Origin of the sequence: Aeromonas genomosp. paramedia (assembly GCF_023093515.1) — a bacterium.
In the GTDB taxonomy this organism is placed as follows: Bacteria; Pseudomonadota; Gammaproteobacteria; order Enterobacterales; family Aeromonadaceae; genus Aeromonas.
In genome coordinates, this window is sequence record NZ_JAAROG010000001.1 from 277,416 (window position 1) to 299,209 (window position 21,794).

Genomic DNA, 21,794 nt, shown 5'->3' on the forward strand with positions numbered 1-21,794 from the left:
GGTCAGCCCGGCCAGAGGAGGGGCAGGATCAGCAGGGTGGAGAGGAGGTAGGGCAGCATGACCCTCAGCCCCAGACGGCGACCGCCGATCACCAGGGCCAGCAGCCCCTTCACCAGGGAGTTGACCAGGCCGGCCAGCAGAATGGCCCGGGCCGCCACCTCCAGGGCCAGCTCCTTGTGGGAGAGCTGGGAGAGGGAGAGGGTGATGGCGTCCACGTCGGTGATGCCGGAGACCAGCGCCAGCAGATAGACCCCGGAGTTGCCTACCTTGCTCTGCAGCAAGGTGGCCATGAAGCCGATGAGCGCCAGCAGCAGGCCGAACTTGATGGCGGTGGCGAGATCCAGCGGGTTGCGGGTTTCGGGCTGCACCGGGTTGTCGCTCATCTCCTCGCGCTGGCGCCAGAACCAGAAGGCGAAGCCGTAGACGGTGGCTGCCAGCAGCAGCAGGGGGAGGGCCAGGCGCATGGCCAGTTCGTTGTGAATGAGCAGCACCAGCACCAGCAGTCGCAACCACATGGTGGCCCCCGCCAGCAGTATGCCGGTGGCCAGCAGCCGCTCCAGCCCGGGCTGCTCCTTGTTGAGGCGGGCAAATTGCAGGGTGAGGGCGGTGGAGGAGGCGAGCCCCGCCAGCATGCTGGTGAGCACCAGACCGGCGCGGGTGCCGAGCAGGCGCACCGCGAAGTGACCGGAGAAGGAGATGCCGGCGATCACCACCACCATCAGCCAGATCTTGAAGGGATTGAAGGCGTCGAGGGGGCCCATCTCGACGTCGGGGAGCACCGGCAGCAGCACCAGGGAGATGAGCAGGAAGCGCAGGGTGGCGTGAAATTCCGTCTCGCTCAAGAACAGCATCCCCTGCTGGATCTGGCCCTTGAGTCCCATCAAGAGCGCCGCCAGCACGGCGCAAGCCACCGCCTCGCTCGGGCTCTGCAGCACAGACATCAGCCCCAGCAGGTAGGTGAGCACCATGGCCACCGAGCTGGTGAGGCCAAACTCCCCCTGCCAGCGCTGGGCCAGCCAGACCGAGAGGCCGCAGCCGATGACCACAGCCAGCAGGCCGAGCAGGGCCAGCCAGGCACCCAGGGTGGGCAGCAGCAGGGCGCAGACGCCGCCGAGCAGGCCGATGAGACCATAGGTCCGCATCCCGGCGATGCGCTGGTTGTCCCCCAGCTGGCGTACCTGCCAGCCCCGCTCCAGTCCGATGATGAGCCCTATGGCCAGTGACACCAGGGCGCCGTAGACGGGCTCCGCCTCGATCCACATGGGGTTCTCCTCTCATTGCTCTCCCTGTCAGGATGGCACAGACGGTGCGCCAGCAGGGGGAGCTGGCTCACAGAGCGGGCGCACCGCCTGGCGCCTGCCAGGCACGCAAAAAAGGCGCCACCCAAGGGGGACGCCTGAAAACCAAACCTTGCGGTTTGAAGACCAACGGAACCAAAGATCACACACTCAGCACTTCCCTCGGCAGGCTCAACCCTGCCATTTGCCTCCTTCCACTATGACATCGTTGGGATCGGTGTCGGCGCTTAAGCGATCGCGCACGTACTGGTCGTAGAGTTTCAGCAGGTACTTCTCTTCCCCCAGCCTGGCGAGGCGGTCGTTGACCCAGTCACGCAGCTCGATATTGCCCTTCTTCACCGCCGGCGCTATGGGGTCTTCCGAGCCCAGCTTCTCGGGCAGCACCCGATAGCCCGGGTTCTCCTTGGCCCAGCTGAACAGCACCAGGTTGTCCTGGGCATAGGCGTCACCGCGCCCCTGGGCCAGGGCCTGCAGGGATTCGCTGTTCTTCTCGAACTTGAGCACCTTCCACTCCGGGTGGTTGCGGGTCAGCCAGATGTCCGCCGTGGTGCCCGTGGTGACGATGAGTGTCTTGCTGGCCAGATCGTCGAGCTGCTTGGCGGGGCTCCCTTCTGGCACCAGCACCTGCACCGCGACCTTGAGGTTGGGGTTGGTGAAGTCCACCACCTCGCGCCGCTCCGGGGTCACCGTCATGTTGGCGAGGATGAGGTCCACCTTGTCGCTCTGCAGGAAGGGGATGCGACTGGCGGGCTCCACCGCCACGAACTCGACCTTGTTCTCGTCCCCCAGCAGATCCTTGGCGAAACGGCGACCGAGGTCGGTGTCAAAGCCGACGTAGTTGCCCTTCTCGTCCACATAGCCGAAGGGGGGCTTGTCGGTGAAGACACCGACGATGAGCTTGTCGCGTTCCTTGATCTTGGCGAGGGAACCGTCCGCCGCCTGGGCGGCGCCGCTGGCGAGGCCCAGGCCTATGAGGGCGCTAAACAGAACCGAAGTGATTATTTTCATGCTGACTCCTTTCGTTTGATGACAGTTGTATAAGAGAACTTGGCGAGGAACTGGCGTGCACGCTGGCTCCTGGGGTTGTCGAAAAATTGCCGGGGCGCGGCCTGCTCCAGGATGTGGCCACCGTCCATGAAGAGGATGCGATCCGCCACCGCCCGGGCGAACGCCAGCTCGTGGGTGACGATGAGCAGGGTCATGCCGCTGCCGGCGAGGTCGCGGATCACCTCCAGCACCTCCTGCACCATCTCGGGATCCAGCGCAGCGGTCACCTCGTCAAACAGCATCACCTGCGGGTTCATGCACAGCGCCCGCACGATGGCGATGCGCTGCTGCTGGCCGCCGGAGAGCTGGCGCGGATAGTCGTGGCGCCGCTCCCACAGGCCGATGCGGGTCAGCAGCTGCTCCGCTTGCAGCAGGGCTTCGGCCCGCTCCCGCTTCTGTACCTGCAGAGGCCCGAGCAGCACGTTCTCCAGCACTGTCAGGTTCGGGAAGAGGTGATAGCTCTGGAACACCATGCCGATGCGCTGGCGTACCCGCTGCCAGTCGGTGTCACCATCCAGCAGCACGCCGTCGAAGCGGATCTCGCCCCCTTGAATCGGCTCTAACCCGTTCAGGGTGCGCAGCAGGGAGCTCTTGCCGCAGCCGCTCGGCCCCAGGATGACGATCACTTCCCCGGCGTTCACCGTGAGGCTGACCTCGTCCAGTACCCGGTGTTGGCCGAATTGTTTGCTGACAGCATTGAGTTCAAGCAGAGGTGTCATACCGCATTACCCCGTTGTTGCTCCAGCCGGCGCGAGGCGAGCGAGAGCGGATAGCAGACCAGAAAAAAGAACAGGAACAGCAGACCGTAGATGAGCAGCGAGCCATAGGTGCGCTCGATGATCTGCTGGCCCACCTTGATCACCTCCACCACCCCGATCAGCACCGCCAGGGAGCTGGTCTTGATGATGCGGGTATGGATGTTGATGGTCGGCGGCGTGAGCCGTTGCAGCGCCTGGGGCAGCAGCACGTGGCGATAGAGCTGCCAGCGGGAGAGCCCGAGCGCCAGGCCGGCCTCCTGCTGGCCGCGGGCGAGGGATCCCAGGCCGCCGCGCACCACCTCCCCCACCTCGCTGGCCCCCCAGAGGGAGAGCACCAGCACGGCGCACCAGAAGGCCGGGATGTCCAGGCCAAAGAAGATCGGCAGCCCGAAGAAGAAGAGGTAGAGCCAGACCTGCACGGGCACCACCCGAAACAGCTCCAGATAGACCCGCAGTGCTCCCCGAGTCAGCCTTCCCCCCTGCTGGGCCAGCACGCCGTAACCGACCCCGCCCAGGGTGGCGAACAGGATGGCGAGCAGGGAGATGGCGAGGGTCTGACCCGCGCCCACCGCCAGCAGCGGCAGCGCCTGCGTCAGCTGCTCAGTGACCGAATTGACCATATTGATCCCTCCTTTCTTGTGCATGGGTGGCGAGTGACGGCGGCAGCAGGAAGATAAGTGTCCACATCGGGATCCTCGCCTGCATCAGCGATTCAGTGACCGAACTGACCATGTTGTAGCCTCCTTTCAACGACGCGCAGGGCAAGGGATAGCGGCAGGAAGATCAGCACGCACATCAGGGTCAGCACCGCCAGCATCTCGTAGGTCTTGTAGTAGAGGGCGATGTAGTTCCTGGTGGTGTAGAGCAGCTCGGGCACCGCTACCGCCGAGGCCACAGTGGTCTCTTTCAAGAGGAAGATGAAGTTGGCAAACAGCGCCGGCAGGCTGGCGAGCCAGGCCTGGGGCAACTGCACATGGCGCAGCAGCTGCCAGTGGGAGAGGCCGATGGCCCGGCCCGCCTCCAGCTGACTGGGGGGGACCGCCTGAACGCCCGCCCGCAGCGCCTCGGTGAGGTAGCCACCGCCGAGGAAGGTCATGGCGATCACCGCAGTGGCAAAGCCCGACAGCGACAAGCCGAGCGCCGGCAGCCCGAAATAGAGAAAGAACAGCTGGATCAGCAGCGGCGTGTTGCGGGCCAGCTCCACATAGGCGCGGATCACCCGGTTCAGCCAGGGCCTGTGCAGGCTTTGCAGCGTCACATTGAGCAGTGCCACGGCGAGGGAGGTGAGGATCACCAGGGCGCCGAGCTGCAGGGTGACCCAGACCGACTTGCCAAAGGCTGGCAGGGTAGTGAGGACAAAGGACCAGTCGAAGCTCATGCGGGGATGCTCCCGTCGCGGCGCAGCCGCTGGGGCAGCACAGTGATGGCGTCCGGGTACTTGATGCCGGCGCCTGTGTTGAGCACCACCACCCGCTCGCCTCCCTGGATCCAGCCCGCTTCCCGCAGCTGGCGGGCGGCGGCGAAGGCAGCCGCCCCTTCCGGGCAGACGAAGCTGCCTTCGCGCGCGGCGAGCTGGCGGATCTCGCGCTGGATGGCGCCGTCGTCCACTGCTATGGCGCAGCCTTCGGTGCGATAGAGGGCGTCCAGCACCAGAAAGTCCCCCAGCGCCTTGGGCACATTGATGCCAAAGGCCAGGGTCTGGGAGTCGGGCCAGAAGCGCGACTCGCGCTCCCCCTGCAGCCAGGCCTGGACTATGGGGGCGCAGCCGCTCGCCTGTACCGCCACCAGCCTGGGCAGGTCGCCCTTGACCCAGCCCAGCTCCTGTAACTCCCGCAGCGCCTTGTAGATGCCGATGAGGCCGACCCCGCCGCCGGTGGGGTAGAGGATCACGTTCGGCAGGGTCCAGCCGAGCTGCTCGGCGATCTCCAGCCCCATGGTCTTCTTGCCCTCGATGCGGTAGGGCTCCTTGAGGGTGGAGGCGTCGAACAGCCCCTGCTCCGCCACCGCCTGGGCCACCTGGCGACCGGCGTCGCTGATGAGGCCGTCCACCAGATAGAGGCGGGAGCCGGCGAGAGAGGTCTCCAGCCTGGTGATGGCGGGGGCCGCCTGGGGCATGACTATGGTGCTGCGCAGTCCGGCGCGGGCGCCGTAGAGCGCCCATGCGGCGCCGGCGTTGCCGTTGGTGGGCATGGCGAAGTGGGTGACGCCGAGTTCCCGGGCGCGGGAGACCCCGACTGCGGCGCCACGGGCCTTGAAGGAGCCGGTGGGGAGGACGCTCTCATCCTTCATCCAGAGATCCGGAATGCCAATCTGCTTGCCGAGGGTGGGCAGGGGCAGCAGGGGAGTGAAGCCTTCCCCCAGGGTGACCACCTGGGCGGGGTCGCGCACCGGCAGCAGCTCGTGGTAGCGCCACAGGCTGGCGGGGCGACCCAGCAGGGAGGCCGGGTGCCAGGCCTGCTTCAGGGCCTCAAGGTCGTAGCTGGCCAAGAGCGGCGCCCCCGCCCTGCTCAGTTGCTGGGGCCGATCGGCATCATGGGCCTCGCCGGTCTTGCTGCACCTCAGATGTGATAGGTAGCTGTAGGGCATGCTTTATCCTGAATGGGTCACGTTGGCTGGTTTCTTATTCCATCCTGTGACTCAGGGGCCGGATAACAAACAAAATAAAGCGGCAAACCTAAGTGAAAAAATTCATATGACTCCGTCTTTGCCGGGGACACCGCCCGTCGCCACCGGCCGGGGGGTTGGGCCGTACGGCACTCTTTGCTAACCTGCCCGCTTCACCGAAATTGCAGGGAGCCGCCTCGATGCGAGCCATTGTCAGCCTGCTGGCCCTGTCACTGCTGTGTGCGTGCAGCGGCCAGTCAACCGAAGAGGATGCCATGTCAGGGAAAACGCGCCTTCACTACCCCGTCACCCGCCAGGGGGATCAGGTGGATCACTACTTCGGCCAGGCCGTGGCCGATCCCTATCGCTGGCTGGAGGATGACCGCAGCCCCGAGACCGAGGCCTGGGTCAAGGCCCAGAACCGGGTAACTCAGGATTACCTTTCGCAGATCCCGTATCGGTCGGCCATCAAGGAGAGGCTGGCCTCGTCCTGGAACTACGCCAAGGAGGGGGCGCCGTTTCGCGAGGGGCGCTACCACTACTTCTTCAAGAACGACGGCCTGCAGAACCAGAACGTGCTGTGGCGCCAGCTGCCGGGCAAACCGGCGGAGGTGTTCCTCGATCCCAATACCCTCAGCCCCGACGGCACCACGGCGCTGGATCAGCTGAGCTTCTCCCGGGATGGCCGCATCCTGGCCTACTCCCTGTCGCTGGCTGGCAGCGACTGGCGCGAAATCCACCTGATGGACGTGGAGAGCAAACAACCCCTGGAGACGCCCCTCAAGGACGTGAAGTTCAGCGGCATCAGCTGGCTCGGCAACGAGGGCTTCTTCTACTCGAGCTACGACAAGCCGGACGGCAGCGAGCTGTCGGCCAAGACAGATCAGCACAAGCTCTATTTCCACCGCCTCGGCACGGCGCAGCAGGAAGATCGGCTGGTGTTTGGCGCCATTCCGGCGCAAAAGCACCGCTACGTGGGGGCCAGCGTCACCGAGGATGACCGCTTCCTGCTCATCTCGGCGGCGAACTCCACCTCCGGCAACCGCCTCTACGTGAAGGATCTGAGCCGGGAGAACGCACCGCTGCTGACGGTGCAGGGGGATCTGGAGGCGGACGTGAGCCTGGTGGACAACCAGGGCGGCACTCTCTACCTGCAGACCAACCGGGACGCCCCCAACGGCCGGCTGGTGACGGTGGAGGCCGCCAACCCGGGCCCCGAACAGTGGCGCGACCTCATCCCCGAGCGCCAGCAGGTGCTGAGGGTGCACAGCGGCAGCGGCTACCTGTTCGCCGAGTACATGGTGGATGCCACCGCCCGGGTCGAGCAGTTCGACTACGAAGGCAAGCGGGTGCGCGAGGTGGCGCTGCCCGGCCTTGGCAGCGTCAGCGGCTTCAACGGCAAGCACGACGATCCCGCCCTCTACTTCGGCTTCGAGAACTATGCCCAGCCGCCCACCCTCTACCAGTTCGAGCCAAGGAGCGGGGCCATCAGCCTCTATCGCGCCTCGGCGGCGCCGTTCAAACCGGAGGATTACGTTTCCGAGCAGCGCTTCTACCGGAGCAAGGACGGTACCCGGGTGCCGCTCATCATCAGCTACCGCAAGGGGCTCAAGCTCGATGGCAGCAACCCGACCATCCTCTACGGCTATGGCGGCTTCGACGTGAGCCTGACCCCGAGCTTCAGCGTGTCGGTGGCGAACTGGCTGGATCTGGGGGGCGTCTATGCGGTGGCGAACCTGCGCGGGGGTGGCGAGTACGGCCAGGCCTGGCACCTGGCGGGCACCAGGATGAACAAGCAGAACGTGTTCGACGACTTCATCGCCGCGGCCGAGTACCTCAAGGCCGAGGGCTACACCCGCACCGACCGGCTGGCGATCCGCGGTGGCTCCAACGGCGGTCTGCTGGTGGGGGCTGTGATGACCCAGCGGCCGGATCTGGTGCGGGTCGCGCTGCCGGCGGTGGGGGTACTCGACATGCTGCGCTACCACAGCTTCACCGCCGGGGCGGGCTGGGCCTATGACTACGGCACCAGCGCCGACGATGAGGCCATGTTCGCGTATCTGAAGGGCTACTCGCCCCTGCACCAGGTGCAGCCCGGGGTCAGCTACCCCTCGACTATGGTGACCACGGCGGATCACGACGATCGCGTAGTGCCGGCCCACTCCTTCAAGTTCGCCGCCACCCTGCAGGCGGACGACGCCGGCCCCCATCCCCAGCTCATCCGCATCGAGACCAATGCGGGGCACGGGGCGGGCACGCCGGTGACCAAGCTTATTGAGCAGAGCGCGGACCTCTATGCCTTCACCCTCTACGAGATGGGCTACCGGCACCTGCCGACCGTCCAGTGAGACCAGGGCCCTGCGGGGCCCTTTTCCGTGGTGGGACAGGCGGGCGCGACCATCCCTGTCTCGCCATTTGCCCGTTTTGGGGCCGGTACAGCCTGCGCCGCGCCCCCGGTGGTATAGTCAGCCACAGGATCTGCATTGAGGAGTTCGTCGTGAAGAAGATCATCTACATACTGCTGGGGTTGGCGCTGGCGGCCGTGGTGGCCATCGCCGCCCTGGTGTCTCTGGTTGACCCCAATCAGTTCAAGCCCCAGCTGGCGGAGCAGGTGCGCAAGAGCACGGGCCGCGAGCTGGTGATGGAAGGGGATATCGGCTGGCGCTTCTGGCCGAGCCTCGGCCTCTCTCTCGAGAAGGTGCAGCTTCGCAACCCCGCGGGCTTTGCCGAGCCGGACCTGCTGCGCTTCGCGCAGGGTGACGCCTCTGTCGCCCTGCTGCCGCTGCTCTCCCATCGGCTGGAGATTGGCAAGGTGACCCTGAGCGGCGCCCATCTCTTTATCCAGACCAGGGCCGACGGCAGCTCCAACCTGAGCGGTCTGGTCAAGACTGTCACCGCCGACAAGGGCGATGGCGCTCAATCCCCTGCCGGCGATGGCCAGCCCGCCGCCCCTGCCGCCAGTGAAGACCAACCCTGGCAGATCAGCCTGCAAGGGGTGGCATTGGTCGAGGCCAGCGCCCTGGTGCGGGACGATCGCAGCGGCGCCGTCTCCCGTCTCGACCGGCTGGATCTCGATCTGGGACAGTTGACCCCGGGGGAGTGGGTGCCGGTGACCCTGGCCGCCAAGGGGGCGCAGGGGGATCTGGGGTTTGATCTCAAGGGAGAGGCCCAGCTCAAACCGGCCCAGGAGGCAATGAAGAGCGAGCTCAAGGATCTCAGCCTCAGCGGCAGCCTGAGCCAGCCATCGCAGCGGCTCGATGCCTTCACCCTCAAGGCCGATCGGCTGGCGCTGGGGCAGTGGAGCAGCCTGACCCTTAACCTGAGCGGCACCCAGGGGGAGGCGGACAAGCCGACCCTGGCCGGTACCCTGGAGGGGACCCTCAAGGCGCGGCTCGACGAGAAACGGCAACTGCTGGAGGTGTCGGATGCCGTGCTGGCCGCCAAGCTCAGCGGCGATGCCCTGCCGCGCCCGCAGATGAACCTCAAGCTGGCGGGCTTTGCCCGCGCGGAGCTCGACAAGCAGAGCGTCACCCTGAGCAACCTGGTGATGGGGGCCGATGACGCCCTGCTCAGCGGCAACGGCACTGTGCATCTGGGGGCCGTGCCCAGGGTGGAGTTCGACCTCAAGGGGGAAAAACTCGACCTCGACGGCTGGCTGGGTCAGCCAGACAAGGCGGCGCCCGCTGCGGCCACCTCGGGGGCGGCTGCACCGGCCGGAACAAAGGCGCAGGCCGCGGCTCCCGCCACCAGGGCGCTCTCCACCATGGAGCCCGATCTCGCCGCCCTCAAGGCGGTGGACCTGGCCGGCCGGCTGCAACTGGGCAGCCTGAGGGTGAAGGGGCTGGATCTCGGCGCCGTCGACCTGCAGCTCGTCCTGGCCGGTGGGCAGCTAACGCTCAAGCAGTTCAGCGCCGGGGTGGCCGGTGGTCAGGTGACGGCGAGCGGCGTGCTCGATGCCCGTCAGCAGCCGGCCCGCTATCAGGTGCACAAGCGGATACAGGGGGTGGATATTCGCCCCCTGCTGCAGACCCTGGCCCAGAACGATCGACTGGAAGGCAAGGGAGATCTCGAGGTGCAGGTGCAGGGCACAGGCCTCTCCGAGCAGGCCCTGCGCAGCCAGATGCAGGGCAAGGCGAGCCTCAGGCTGAGGGACGGTGCCCTGCACGGCATCAACCTGGCCGAGATGATCCGCGAGGCGCGGGCCACCCTGACCGGCAAGGGGGCGGATCAGGTGAAGGAGGCGCGCAAGACCGACTTCAGCGCCCTGACCGCCAGCTTCCGGATCGCCAATGGCGTGGCGCGCAGCGACGACATCCAGCTGCTCGCCCCCGCCCTGCGGGTGAAGGGCCAGGGTCAGACAGCCCTGGTGCCCGAGACCCTCGACTTCCTGTTCCTCACCTCAGTGGTGGAGAGCAGCAAGGGGCAGGGGGGCAAGAGCGTGGACGAGCTCAAGGACGTCACCATACCGGTGCGCATCGGCGGCCACTGGCAGTCACCCAGCTACCGGCTCGACGTGAAGGAGCTGCTCGGCAACAACAAGGTGCTGGAGGAGAAGGCCCGCAAGGAGGCCGAGCGCGGCCTCAAGAAGTTGCTGGGAGACAAGGGCGACGACGAGCAGATCAAGGGGGTGGCGGATCAGCTGCTCAAGGGCCTGTTCAAATAGCCTGGACCTTTCGTGTTATCGCCATGCAGAGCCCGCCCAGTGCGGGCTCTGTGCGTGTTGCTCTGCGCTCGGGCAAGGAGGCGGGACTCGACGCCGCCTGCGCCGGTAGTGAAAGAGAGGGGTGTTTGGGCCGGACAAAGATGGTATCACTGTGGTTTTACCAAGGAGCAGATGAATGAGTCGCAGTGAAATCGCAAGAGAGATATCCCATCCGGACTGGCCGCTGGTCTGGCAGATCTACGGCAGCAGCTTTCCCCGCTACGAACAGCGCCAGCCGCAGCATCAGCAGCTCAAGATGGGAGACTCCCGCTTTCACTGCCAGCTCTTTTATCAGGGCGAGCAGCTGCTCGGCTTTATCTTCTGGTGGGACTGCGGCGAGCAGATCTACATCGAGCATCTGGCCATCAACCCGGCCCTGCGCGGCCAGAACCACGGCTCCCGCCTGCTGGCGACATTCTGCCGGGAGGCCGGGCGCCCCGTCATCCTGGAGATAGATCCGCCAGAGGACGAGATCGCCATTCGCCGGCTGCGCTTCTATCAGGGGTTGGGTTTTTGCCTGAGCGATCATGACCATGTGCACCCGCCCTATCAGCCGGATCATCAAGGCCATGCGCTGCGGGTGCTTAGCTATCCGGCCCCGCTCGATGAGCAGGGGTACCGGCGTTTCAACCAGGTGCTGGTGGAGACCGTGATGGATCACGGCCCGGCCTGACGCGGCCGCCATCCATCTCGCAGTAGTTCAATCCGCGACACGACCAGGAGGGTCCATGCACAAACGGGTGCTGATCACAGGTGGCAGCAGGGGGATAGGGGCGGCGACGGCCCGTTATCTGGCGGGGCAGGGCTATCATCTGTGCCTCAACTATCGTCATGACAAGGCCAGTGCCGAGGCGCTGGTGGCCGAGATCCGGGCCCGGTATCCGGTCTCCTGCATAGCCGTGCAGGCGGATGTCGGGGTAGAGGCCGAGGTGGTGCGCCTGTTCGAGGAGATGGACGCCCGGCTCGGGGTGATCACCCATCTGGTGAACAACGCGGGCATACTCCAGCCCCAGATGAAGGTGCTGGAGATGAGCGCCGAGCGCATCAACAAGACCCTGACCACCAATGTGACCGGCTATTTTCTCTGCTGCCGGGAGGCGGTGCGCCGCATGACGAGCGGGGGCGCCATCGTCAACGTCTCCTCCGCCGCCGCGCGCCTGGGCTCCCCCGGGGAGTATGTGGACTACGCCGCCTCCAAGGGGGCCATAGACGTGCTGACCAGGGGCTTGTCCCTGGAGGTGGCGGCCCAGGGGATCCGGGTCAACGGGGTGCGCCCGGGCTTTATCTATACCGAGATGCACGGGGACGGCGGCGAACCCGGCCGGGTGGACAGGATCAAGGGCAATATTCCGCTGCAACGGGGCGGTCAGCCGGTGGAGGTGGCCGCCGCCATCGCCTGGCTGCTGTCGGACGAGGCCTCCTACGCCACCGGCACCTTTATCGACGTGGCTGGCGGGCGCTGATCCTGACCCGAGGGTGGGTACAACAAGGGGCGCCATGGCGCCCCTTGTTGTCGATGCGGCGAGAGCCTTACTCCCCCAGCAGCTGTTGCCAGACCGCCAGCACATGGCCCCGCTCGGTCAGCAGCTGATCGTCCCCCACCTTGCGGGAAACCTCGGAGAGGTTGAGACGATGGCCAAGGTTGCGGATCTCCAGATAGGCGTGCTTGAGCCCCTCCGCCTGCTCCAGGGTCAATACCCCCGCCATCACGCACTCGTCGAAGATGCGCACGTTGTCCGACCAGCGGGTCAGGGCCTCGGGCTCGCCGCAGGCGTGGGCCAGCACCAGGTACTGGGCGATGAACTCGATGTCCACCATGCCGCCGGGGGACTGCTTGAGATCGAACTCCCCCTCGCCGGCCTTGAGCAGGTGATCCCGCATCTTGTGGCGCATCTCCCGCACCTCGCGGGCCAGGGTTGGCAGGTCGCGATCCTTGGCCAGCACGTCGCGGCGGATGCGGGCAAATTCGGCGACCACGGCATCATCGCCATAGATGGGGCGCGCCCGTACCAGGGCCTGATGCTCCCAGGTCCAGGCTTCCTGCTGCTGGTACTGCTCATAGGCGGCGAGGGAGGAGACCAGCAGGCCGGCGTCGCCGGAGGGGCGCAGCCGCATGTCGATCTCGTAGAGGATGCCGGAGGGGGTGCGGGTGCTGAACAGGTGCAGGATCCGCTGGGCCAGGCGCAGGTAGAACTGGCGGCTGTCGATGGGCTTGCGCCCGTCGGTGTAACTGTTGGGGTCGCCGCCGTGCAGGAACACCAGGTCGAGATCCGAGCCGTAGCCGAGCTCGATGCCGCCTAGCTTGCCGTAGGCCACCACCGCAAAACCGCGCTGGCCGCTCAGCGCCACCTCGGGGGGCACGCCGTAGCGCTCGCTCATCTGGGTCCAGGCCTGATTGACCACCTCTTCGGTGATGGCCTCCGCCAGCCAGGTGAGGTGGTCGCTCACCTTCATCAGCGGCAGGGCGCCGGCGATGTCGGCGGCGACGATGCGCAGCAGCTGCACCTGCTTGAACTGGCGCAGCGCCTCCATCTGCTGCTCCACGTCCTCCTCGGGGATGCGCAGCAGGAACTGGCGCAGCTGGGGCTTGTACTGATCCAGCGGGGTGGGGTGGTAGAGGTGCTGGGGATCCAGCAGCTCGTCCAGCAAGATGGGGTAGCGGGCGAGCTGCTCGCTCACCAGGTTGCTCTCGTCGCACAGGCGCACCAGCTGGCGCAGGGCGGCGGGGTTCTCCGCCAGCAGCTGCAGATAGGCGCTGCGGGTGAAGATGCGGGTCAGCAGGGTGCAGACCCGCTCGAACAGGCGGGCGGGCTCACGGCTCGCCACCACAAGTCGCAGCAGCTCGGGCATCAGCCAGTCCAGGGCGATGCGCCCCTGGGGCCCGACCTGGCGGCGCTTGTACTCCTCCTTGAAGCGCAGCAGGGCGGCGCAGAGCGGAACCGGATCGCCCACCCCCTGGGTAGTGAGCAGCTTCTCCAGCTCGGCGGCATCGAGCTCGGTGCGCCACAAGTCGAGCCAGAGCTGCTCCAGGTGGGCGGGGGCCTCCTTCTCTTCCCCCACCACGGCGACGAACTCCTGATGGACTATGGCCATCTCCTCGTCGAGGTGCGTCATGAAGCGCTCCCAGTCTGCGAACCCGGTGGCGGCGATCAGTCGCTGGCGATCCCGCTCCTCGGTGGGCAGGGTCTGGGTCTGCTGATCGCCGATCTCCTGCAAGATGTTCTCCACCCGGCGCAGGAAGCGATAGGCCTGGAGCAGGCGCGCGCAGCGCTCCTCGTCGAGGGCACCGCTCTGTGCTATGGCCGCCAGGGCCTCGGGCAGGTGGCGCACCCGCAGGGCGGGCTCGCGGCCGCCACGAATGAGCTGCAGCGCCTGGGCGATGAACTCCACCTCGCGGATGCCGCCGGCCCCCAGCTTGATATTGCCCTCCAGCCCCTTGCGGCGCACCTCGGCGGCTATCATCGCCTTCATCTGACGCAGGCCGTCGATGACGCCGAAGTCGATGTAGCGGCGGAACACGAAGGGGCGCAGCAGCTCGGTGAGGGCCTGGGCGTGTTCGCACTGGGGCCCCAGCACCCGCGCCTTGACCATGGCGTAGCGCTCCCAGTTGCGGCCATGGTGCTGGTAGTAGTCCTCCATGGCGGCAAACGAGATGGCGAGCGGCCCCGCCTCGCCGAAAGGACGCAGCCGCATGTCGACCCGAAATACCTGACCATCCTGGGTGGGCTGGTGCAGGGCGTTGATCAGGCGCTGCCCCAGCTTGATGAAGAACTGCTGGTTCGCGAGCTCCCGCCGCCCGCCGACCGTGTAGCCGTTGTCGGGGAAGGTGAAGATGAGGTCGATGTCCGAGGAGAAATTCAGCTCGCCGCCACCCAGCTTGCCCATGCCGAGGATGAGCAGGGGCTGGGGGTCGCCGTTGCCGTCCATGGGGGTGCCGAGCTCGGCACATTGCCTGGCGTAGAGCCAGTCCCGGGCGCCGCAGATCAGCGCGTCCGCGAGCCTGGTGAGATGGACAAAGCTCTCTTCGACCTCTGACTCCCCCAGCAGCTCGCGCCAGGCGATCACCAGCATGCGGCTGCGCCTGAATTGGCGCAGCACGCGCTTGAGCGCCTCCTCGTCATGGACTTCGGCGAGCAGGGCCGCCAGATCGCCCTCGTAGGCGGGCCAGCGCTCGGACAGCGCCAGATCCCCGGCGGCCAGGGTCTGCGCCAGCAGCTCGGGCTGCTTGATGAGGGAGTCGGCGACGAAATCGGAGAGGCCAAACAGGGTCAGCAGGGTCTGCTGCTCCATCGCTGGCAAATTGCCATATTCGGGGACCAGCGCCAGCAGCCGCTGCCACTGGCGCCCGGCCTGATCCTGCAGCAGGGGGGACAGAGTGGAGAGGGATGCTGGAGATGGGGGAAGAGAAGAGGAATGCTGGGCCACGGTTGCCGTCCTTGTGATTAACGGGTCTGCAGAGGGAATGAAAACACCGGCAGCCAATCTAGCATTGTCCCGTGCCCGCGTCACAGCCCGGGAGAGAGAAGCATGAGCCGGCGAGGAAAATGGGCCGCCGGCGCGGGCTCAGGGGCGCCGATAGATCTCGGGGTCGTACTTTTCCATCAGGCTGCCGGGGGCGAGGGGCGGCGCGAAGCCAAAACCGGCATAGAGGCCCTGGGCATCCGAGGTGGCCAGCATGAGGCGGCGCAGCCCCTGCAAGGCGGGATGATCGACAATGGCCGTGACCAAAGCCTTGCTGTGGCCGCGACCGCGATGCTCGGGCAGCACGAAGACGTCGGAGAGATAGCCGAAGGTGGCCCGGTCTGTGATGACCCGGGCGAAGGCCACCTGCTGGCCGTCGACATAGCCGCCGAAGCAGAGGGAATGATTGATGGCCCGCTGCACTGTGGAGAGGGGAATGCCGAGGCTCCAGTAGGCCTCCTCGGACAGGAAACGGTGAATGAGCGGGACATCGAGCCGTCCCTTGTCGTCGCTGATCTCCAGTGGGGATGGGGTGTGCTGCATCCTGGCTCCTTGCCGTGTCATGAGATGAAAAAGGCCCCTCGCGGGGCCTTCCAGTTTACTCAAATCACGACCTCAGGCCAGCTTGAAGGCCTGGATGTGGGTATCTAGCGTCTGGCTGTGGTCCGCCTCTCTTTCCGACACCTTGCTGTGATAGCAATAAGAAAGGCCCCTGACGGGGCCCTTGTTAGTACCAGGTTGATGCCATCAGGCCAGCTTGAAGGCCTGGATATGATTGTCCAGCGTCTGGCTGTGGTGCTCCACCAGTTCGGAGGCATCTTTCAGCTCCCGTAGTACCACCACGGAGCCTTCCACCACCTGCTTGACCTGCTCCAGGTTGGCGTTCATCTCTTCGGCCACCGAGCTCTGCTGCTCGGAAGCGGCGGCGATCTGGCGGTTCATGTCGGCCACCCCCTGTACCCGCTGCACTATGGTGGCGAGCTGATCGCCGGCCTGGGTCACCTGCTCGACCCCCTTGTCCGCCTGCTGCACGCTCTCGGCCATCAGGCCGACGGCCTGGCGGGCATTGCCCTGCAACTGCTCGATCATCTTCTGGATCTCGACGGTGGCGGCCTGGGCCCGGTTCGCGAGTTCGCGCACCTCGGAGGCGACCACGGCGAAGCCGCGCCCCGCCTCGCCGGCGCGGGCGGCCTCGATGGCGGCGTTCAGGGCCAGCAGGTTGGTCTGCTCCGAGATGCTGCGGATGGTGTCCACCACTGAGCCGATGCGATCGACCCCGTGTTCCACCTCGTTGACCACGGCGGAGGAGCGCTGGATGTTGCCGGAGAGGGTGTCTATGGTGCTGACGGTGGCGGCCACGCAGCGGCTCCCCTCCTCGGCCAGGGCGCTGGCGTCGGCAGTGGCGTGGGAGGCCTGCTCCGCATGGTTGGCCACCTCGCGAATGGCGCCCACCATCTGGCTCATGGCGCTGGCGAGCTGCTCTATCTGGGTGAACTCCTCGTTGATCGCCTCGTTGGCCTCATCCATGCAAAGCGTCACCTGGGAGGCGATGTCGTTGAGCTCCTTGCAGGCGGCGCGCTGGGTGCCGAACACCTCCTTGAGGTTCTCCTGGGAGTGGGCGACCGCCTTGGCGATGTCACCGAACTCGTCCCGGGACTTGAGCAGCACGCTGTGGCTGAGATCCTTGCGGGCGAAGCGCTCCAGCAGGCCTACCAGATAGTGCACCTGCTTGACCATGAGACGGGAGCCGGTCAGCAGCAGCACCACGAAGACGACCCCCATCAGCGCCGTCTCCATCAGACCGGTCCAGAGCAGGCGATCGGCAATGGCATTGGCCTTGGTGGCATCTATGCCCTCGCCGAGCAGGGTGGCTTCCAGGTTGCTGGCATCGAACCAGAGCTTGGCCAGCAGCAGCAGCGTGCTGAACACCATGAGCAGCACCACTTTGGGCACCAGTCGGATGTTGCTCATTCGCCTCTCCAGCGAGTTTAACTGCATAATCTTTCTCCTTCTTAATGGCCGGTTTTCCTTTGTCCTCAGGACTATCGGCATTATCTTCCTTTTTATTAATTCGCACCGTGCCTAAAGTAGGAAATTGTATGCGACATCACTTAACTCACCTGCGCGCCATGGATCTGCTGATGGCGTTTCTGTCGGTGATCTCCGTTTGCCTGGTCTGTGCCCGCTGGTGGGGTCACCGCGAGTGGAGCCCGCAGACCCTGCAACTCTTCTATGACGTCGACAGCCTGATCTGCTATTTCTTCCTCGCCCACTTCGCCTATGGCTGGGTGAGGGCCCCGGATCGCATGGCCTTCTTCAAGGCCAACTGGTTCTATCTGCCGGGCAGCCTGCCCATGGTGGAGCAACTGCGCTGGGCGCGGCTCATCCAGCTGTGGCGGGTCTATCAGCTGCTGCGAGACAGGCCGGACCTGCTGGGCATGTTTCGCCGGGAGCGCAACGAGACAACCCTCTCCGGCATTCTGTTCCTCTTCTTCCTGCTGCTGGGGGTGGGCTCCGGCGTCATGTACTGGCTGGAGACGGGCCAGCCAGGGAGCCTGATCCAGACCCCCTACGATGCCTTCTGGTGGACGCTGGTGACACTCTCTACCGTGGGCTACGGGGATCTGGTGCCCAAGACGGAGGAGGGACGCTTCGTCGCCAGCCTGCTCATCCTGTTCGGTGTGGGTCTGTTTGGCGCCCTCAGCGGTTTCATGGCCAGCCTGTTCGTCCATCCCGGCAAGACCAACGACGACACCACCCTGTGGCGGCGCCAGCAGAGCGAGCAGCAGGCGCAACTGCTGCAGGAGCTGAGGGCCCTGCGCGCCGAGGTGAAGGCACTGCAACAGAAGTAGCCTGCGGCGTCTGGAATGGTCGCGTGGCAAACGGGGGAAGCCGTGAGGCGCCTCTCAGTCAGGGGGGCGCCGCTTTTCTTTGCTTGTCCTTTGACCCGCTGGCGGCTTAACATTCGGCCTGCAACCTAATTCAACGAAGAGAATCGATCGACCATGCGCGCCCTTCTCGGGATCTTGATCTGCTTGTGTGCCCAACAGGTACTGGCCGATACCCGTTATGTCTCAGACAACATCTTTACCTATATCCACAACGGTCCTGGCACCCAGTACCGGATCCTCGGCAGCGTCAAGGCCGGTGAACCGCTGGAGGTCAAGGCGGTGAACAACGACGCCGGTTTCACCCAGGTGGTGGACGGCCGTGGTCGTGAAGGCTGGATCAAGAACAGCGAACTGCAGGGGGAGATCAGCCTGCGCGAGCGTCTGCCCCAGGTTCAGAAAGAGCTGGATGAGGCCAAGGCCCGTCTGCTGAACCTCAATGGCGACAACGAGCGTCGTTTCGCCGAGAAGGATGGCCAGATCACCGAGCAGAGCAAGGAGATCGCCAGCCTGAAGGCCCAGCTCGCCAGCCAGAGCACAGAGATGAGCAGCCTCAAGGAGCAGAACGACGCCCTGACCCAGAGCTATGACAACCAGGAGCACGACATGCAGATGGACTGGTTCATCCGCGGTGGTGCCATGGTGCTGGGGGGCATACTGCTCGGCATACTGCTCCCCATGCTGCCTCGTCGCCGCAAGAGCAGCGAGCGCTGGATGAATTGATCGCCCTGGCGGTCGCAACGAGAAAGGTCGCCATGGCGACCTTTTTTCATGGGCGCGCACCGGGGCGGATTCCTGACCCGGTCGGGGTCGCCAGGGGACCTCTGCGGCCGTAAGATGAGCCGAACTATCCCGTGCCCTGCGCACCCTTCTCAACAAGAGCCTTCAACATATGTCATCAACCGAACAGGCCCGCTGGTTCGTGCTGGGGGGCGATCACCTCGTCCTGCTGGATGAACGGGGGCAGATCCCCCGGGGCCCCAAGGCCAGCCTGCCCGCCCATCTGCACGCCGCCCATTTCGAGGCTTTCGACGAGTGGGGCGGCCTGCCTTGTTATCTGCTGGATCTGGGACCGGATGCCGAGATCGCCTCTCTGGCGGGGCTGCGCCAGCTGATGGTGGCGGGGGACGAGGAGGGTTTTCGCCTCGCCGGGCGCGCCTGGCAGCTCGCTACCTTCCGCCGCACCCATCGCTTCTGCGGCGAATGCGGCGCCCCCATGACCCCCAAGGCGGGGGAGTGGGCACAGGTGTGCCGGCATGGTCATGTCGTCTACCCGCGCATCTCCCCCTGCATCATAGTGGCGGTGCGCAAGGGCCCGGCGATCCTGCTGGCGGCCCATCGCCGTCACTATCAGGCGGAGGATCCCATGTATACCGTGCTGGCGGGCTTCGTGGAGGCGGGGGAGAACCTGGAGCAGTGCGTGGCGCGGGAGGTGTTCGAGGAGAGCGGCATCCGGGTGCGCAATGTGCGCTATGTGGCGAGCCAGCCCTGGCCGTTTCCTCACAGCCTGATGATGGGCTTCACCGCCGACTACCAGAGCGGCGAGATCAAGGTGCAGGACGACGAGCTGGTGGCCGCCGGTTTCTTCGAGGCGGACCGGCTGCCACGGCTGCCCCCCCACGGCACCATAGCGCGGCGGCTGATCGAGCAGAGCCTCGCGGCAGAGAGGCCCTGAAAAGCGGGGCCCTGGTTTGCGCCCCCTCACATCTTTGCACTCCGGCGACCCTGCGGCGCGTTTGTGCCGCCCTTAGCCTTGCACAAAGTGGTATCATATCCGCCATTTTATGCTGGATATGAACTCAGGAACTGGGATGAAAGAGCTGAAGAACGATCGATACCTGCGTGCCCTGCTGCGCCAGGATGTGGACATGACCCCGGTGTGGATGATGCGTCAGGCTGGCCGCTACCTGCCGGAATACAAGGCGACCCGCGCCGTCGCGGGGGACTTCATGTCCCTGTGCCGCAACGCCGAGCTGGCCTGTGAAGTCACCCTGCAGCCCCTGCGCCGCTATCCCCTCGATGCCGCCATCCTCTTCTCCGACATCCTGACCGTGCCCGACGCCATGGGGCTTGGCCTCTACTTCGAGCACGGGGAAGGTCCGCGCTTCGAGCGCCCCATCACCTCCATGGCGGACGTGCAGGCGCTGCCCATCCCGGATCCGGAAGACGAACTCGGCTACGTGATGAACGCGGTGCGCACCATTCGCCGCGAGCTCAAGGGCGAGGTGCCGCTCATCGGCTTCTCCGGCAGCCCCTGGACCCTGGCCACCTACATGGTGGAGGGGGGCAGCTCCAAGGCGTTCACCAAGATCAAGCAGATGATGTATGCAGAGCCGCAGACCCTGCACCTGCTGCTGGACAAGCTGGCGGACAGCGTGATCGCCTACCTCAACGCCCAGATCAAGGCAGGTGCCCAGTCCGTCATGGTGTTCGACACCTGGGGCGGCGTGCTGACCCCCCGCGATTACCGCGACTTCTCCCTGCAGTACATGCACAAGATCGTCGATGGCCTGATCCGTGAGAATGAGGGGCGCCGCGTGCCGGTGACCCTGTTCACCAAGAACGGCGGCCAGTGGCTGGAGCAGATCGCCGCCACCGGCTGCGACGCCCTGGGCCTGGACTGGACCACTGACATCGCGGATGCCAAGCGCCGGGTCGGCGACAAGGTGGCGCTGCAGGGCAACATGGATCCCTCCATGCTCTACGCCGCGCCTGGGCGCATCCGCGAAGAGGTCGCCACCATATTGGCGGGCTTTGGCAGCGGCAACGGCCACGTCTTCAACCTGGGCCACGGCATCCATCAGGATGTGGACCCGGAGCACGCCGGGGTGTTTGTGAACGCGGTGCACGAGCTGTCGGCTCAGTACCACGGTCGCTGAGCGCGGCAGACAGCACGATGAGAACGGGGCCTGCGGGCCCCGTTTTGCTGCCCGGCCTCGCGGGGGCTGCATCCTGGTCACCGCTCGGGTTACACTGCACCACCACTGAACAGGGTCGCGGACAGGATGGGCGAGTGCACCTCCTGACGACCCGGTGAGGGCGTCGTCGAACATGGCAGGAGGCAGGATGGGCAAGAGTGCATGGGACTGGGGAATCGATCTTGGCGGAACCAAGTGCGAGTGCGTGGTACTCGAGGGTGACGAGGTGCTGCTGCGCCATCGCATCCCCACCGAGCGCCGTGGCGGTTACGAGCACATGATAGGCCAGATCGCCAAACTGGTGGACGAGTGCGCCGAGCGGCTCGGCCAGCGTCCCGCCATCCTCGGCATGGGCACCCCGGGGGCGCGGGATCCCCAGACCGGGCTGATGAAGAACTGCAACACCACAGAGCTCAACGGCAAGCCGTTCAAGGAAGATCTGGAGCGCAGGCTCGGCATTCCTGTGCCGATCGCCAACGACGCCAACTGCTTCGCCCTGGCGGAAACCCATCTGGGGGCGGTGCGCCAGCACCATCCCGATGCCAAGGTAGTGTTCGGCATCATCATGGGCACAGGGGTGGGCTCCGGCATCGTCATCAACGGCCAGATCCTCAACGGCCATCACGGCATCGCCGGGGAGTGGGGCCACAACGTGCTCTCTCCCGACGGCCCGGAGTGCTACTGCGGCAAGCGCGGCTGTGTCGAGACCTTCATCAGCGGCCCGGCGCTGGAGGCCTGGTATGAGGCCAAGGCCAGGCGCCACCTGTCACTGGCCCAGATAGCGGCGGCGACGGCTCACGACCACGTCGCCAAGCTCACCATGGACCGGCTGCATCTGCTGTTCGGCCAGGCCCTGGCCAACGTGGTCAACATCCTGGATCCGGACGTCATCGTCATCGGCGGCGGGGTGGGCAATGTGCAGAGCCTCTACAGCGTCGGTCGGCAGACTGTGCTGCCATTTCTGTTCAACCCCCGCTTCGCCACCCCCCTCATTGCCCCGGCCCTGGGAGACAGTGCCGGTGTGTTCGGGGCCGCGCTGCTGGCCAGGGGCGTCTTCCAGGAGGCCCTGCTGTCGTGAACCAGTCAGGGACCCGTCACTTTGTCGCAGGTAAGGACAC

18 protein-coding genes are annotated in these 21,794 nt (G+C 65.7%); 9 read left to right on the forward strand and 9 right to left on the reverse strand.

Features of this window, described 5'->3' with window-relative positions:
* Positions 1-2: 2 nt before the first annotated feature.
* The 6 genes from HB860_RS01430 to HB860_RS01455 form a co-directional block, all read right to left on the reverse strand.
* A complete protein-coding gene (locus HB860_RS01430; protein WP_247625518.1) occupies positions 3-1,262 on the reverse strand; it encodes an MgtC/SapB family protein in 1,260 nt (419 codons plus the stop codon).
* Positions 1,263-1,469: 207 nt separating this feature from the next.
* Positions 1,470-2,306, reverse strand: coding sequence for a transporter substrate-binding domain-containing protein (locus tag HB860_RS01435; protein ID WP_247625519.1), 837 nt, complete (start codon positions 2,304-2,306; stop codon positions 1,470-1,472).
* Positions 2,303-3,064: an amino acid ABC transporter ATP-binding protein gene (locus HB860_RS01440; protein WP_247625520.1), complete on the reverse strand. Its 762-nt coding sequence runs from the start codon at positions 3,062-3,064 to the stop codon at positions 2,303-2,305. The genes HB860_RS01435 and HB860_RS01440 overlap by 4 nt, the downstream gene beginning before the upstream one ends.
* Complete coding sequence (locus HB860_RS01445) at positions 3,061-3,723, reverse strand: amino acid ABC transporter permease (RefSeq protein WP_247625521.1); 663 nt, start codon at positions 3,721-3,723, stop codon at positions 3,061-3,063. Before HB860_RS01445 ends, HB860_RS01440 begins: the two co-directional genes overlap by 4 nt.
* A gap of 92 nt (positions 3,724-3,815) precedes the next feature.
* Entirely contained in the window at positions 3,816-4,481 is a 666-nt protein-coding gene (locus HB860_RS01450) for an amino acid ABC transporter permease (protein ID WP_247625522.1), read from the reverse strand.
* Positions 4,478-5,689 carry a threonine synthase gene (locus tag HB860_RS01455; protein WP_247625523.1) on the reverse strand — a complete coding sequence of 404 codons (1,212 nt, stop codon included), beginning with the start codon at positions 5,687-5,689 and terminating at the stop codon, positions 4,478-4,480. The genes HB860_RS01450 and HB860_RS01455 overlap by 4 nt, the downstream gene beginning before the upstream one ends.
* 218 nt (positions 5,690-5,907) lie before the next feature.
* Here HB860_RS01455 and HB860_RS01460 point away from each other — a divergent pair, with 218 nt between their 5' ends.
* From HB860_RS01460 to HB860_RS01475, 4 genes are all read left to right on the forward strand, one after another.
* Positions 5,908-8,055: a prolyl oligopeptidase family serine peptidase gene (locus HB860_RS01460; protein WP_247625524.1), complete on the forward strand. Its 2,148-nt coding sequence runs from the start codon at positions 5,908-5,910 to the stop codon at positions 8,053-8,055.
* Between the two features lie 149 nt (positions 8,056-8,204).
* Entirely contained in the window at positions 8,205-10,370 is a 2,166-nt protein-coding gene (locus HB860_RS01465; protein ID WP_247625525.1) for an AsmA family protein, read from the forward strand.
* 175 nt (positions 10,371-10,545) lie between these two features.
* A complete protein-coding gene (locus HB860_RS01470) occupies positions 10,546-11,082 on the forward strand; it encodes a GNAT family N-acetyltransferase (protein WP_247625526.1) in 537 nt (178 codons plus the stop codon).
* 55 nt (positions 11,083-11,137) lie between these two features.
* Positions 11,138-11,872 carry an SDR family oxidoreductase gene (locus HB860_RS01475; protein WP_247625527.1) on the forward strand — a complete coding sequence of 245 codons (735 nt, stop codon included), beginning with the start codon at positions 11,138-11,140 and terminating at the stop codon, positions 11,870-11,872.
* A gap of 67 nt (positions 11,873-11,939) precedes the next feature.
* On the opposite strand, the gene glnE is transcribed toward HB860_RS01475, so the two are convergent.
* From glnE to HB860_RS01490, 3 genes are all read right to left on the reverse strand, one after another.
* The gene (glnE, locus tag HB860_RS01480) at positions 11,940-14,834 is read right to left on the reverse strand and encodes a bifunctional [glutamate--ammonia ligase]-adenylyl-L-tyrosine phosphorylase/[glutamate--ammonia-ligase] adenylyltransferase (RefSeq protein WP_247625528.1); all 2,895 of its coding nucleotides are present in this window, start codon (positions 14,832-14,834) and stop codon (positions 11,940-11,942) included.
* A gap of 138 nt (positions 14,835-14,972) precedes the next feature.
* Positions 14,973-15,413: a GNAT family N-acetyltransferase gene (locus HB860_RS01485; RefSeq protein ID WP_247625529.1), complete on the reverse strand. Its 441-nt coding sequence runs from the start codon at positions 15,411-15,413 to the stop codon at positions 14,973-14,975.
* 204 nt (positions 15,414-15,617) lie between these two features.
* On the reverse strand, positions 15,618-16,868 hold the full coding sequence (locus HB860_RS01490; RefSeq protein ID WP_247625530.1) for a methyl-accepting chemotaxis protein: 1,251 nt from the start codon (positions 16,866-16,868) through the stop codon (positions 15,618-15,620).
* A gap of 32 nt (positions 16,869-16,900) precedes the next feature.
* Between HB860_RS01490 and HB860_RS01495 the strand changes: the two genes are divergently transcribed.
* The 5 genes from HB860_RS01495 (at position 16,901) to HB860_RS01515 (ending at position 21,754) form a co-directional block, all read left to right on the forward strand.
* On the forward strand, positions 16,901-17,722 hold the full coding sequence (locus HB860_RS01495; RefSeq protein ID WP_247625531.1) for a potassium channel family protein: 822 nt from the start codon (positions 16,901-16,903) through the stop codon (positions 17,720-17,722).
* Between the two features lie 153 nt (positions 17,723-17,875).
* Positions 17,876-18,481, forward strand: coding sequence for a TIGR04211 family SH3 domain-containing protein (locus HB860_RS01500; RefSeq protein ID WP_139433999.1), 606 nt, complete (start codon positions 17,876-17,878; stop codon positions 18,479-18,481).
* Positions 18,482-18,650: 169 nt separating this feature from the next.
* Complete coding sequence (nudC, locus tag HB860_RS01505) at positions 18,651-19,433, forward strand: NAD(+) diphosphatase (protein WP_247625532.1); 783 nt, start codon at positions 18,651-18,653, stop codon at positions 19,431-19,433.
* A gap of 136 nt (positions 19,434-19,569) precedes the next feature.
* A complete protein-coding gene (gene hemE, locus HB860_RS01510) occupies positions 19,570-20,637 on the forward strand; it encodes a uroporphyrinogen decarboxylase (RefSeq protein ID WP_247625533.1) in 1,068 nt (355 codons plus the stop codon).
* Positions 20,638-20,824: 187 nt separating this feature from the next.
* Positions 20,825-21,754, forward strand: coding sequence for an ROK family protein (locus HB860_RS01515; RefSeq protein ID WP_247625534.1), 930 nt, complete (start codon positions 20,825-20,827; stop codon positions 21,752-21,754).
* The last annotated feature ends 40 nt before the right edge of the window (positions 21,755-21,794 follow it).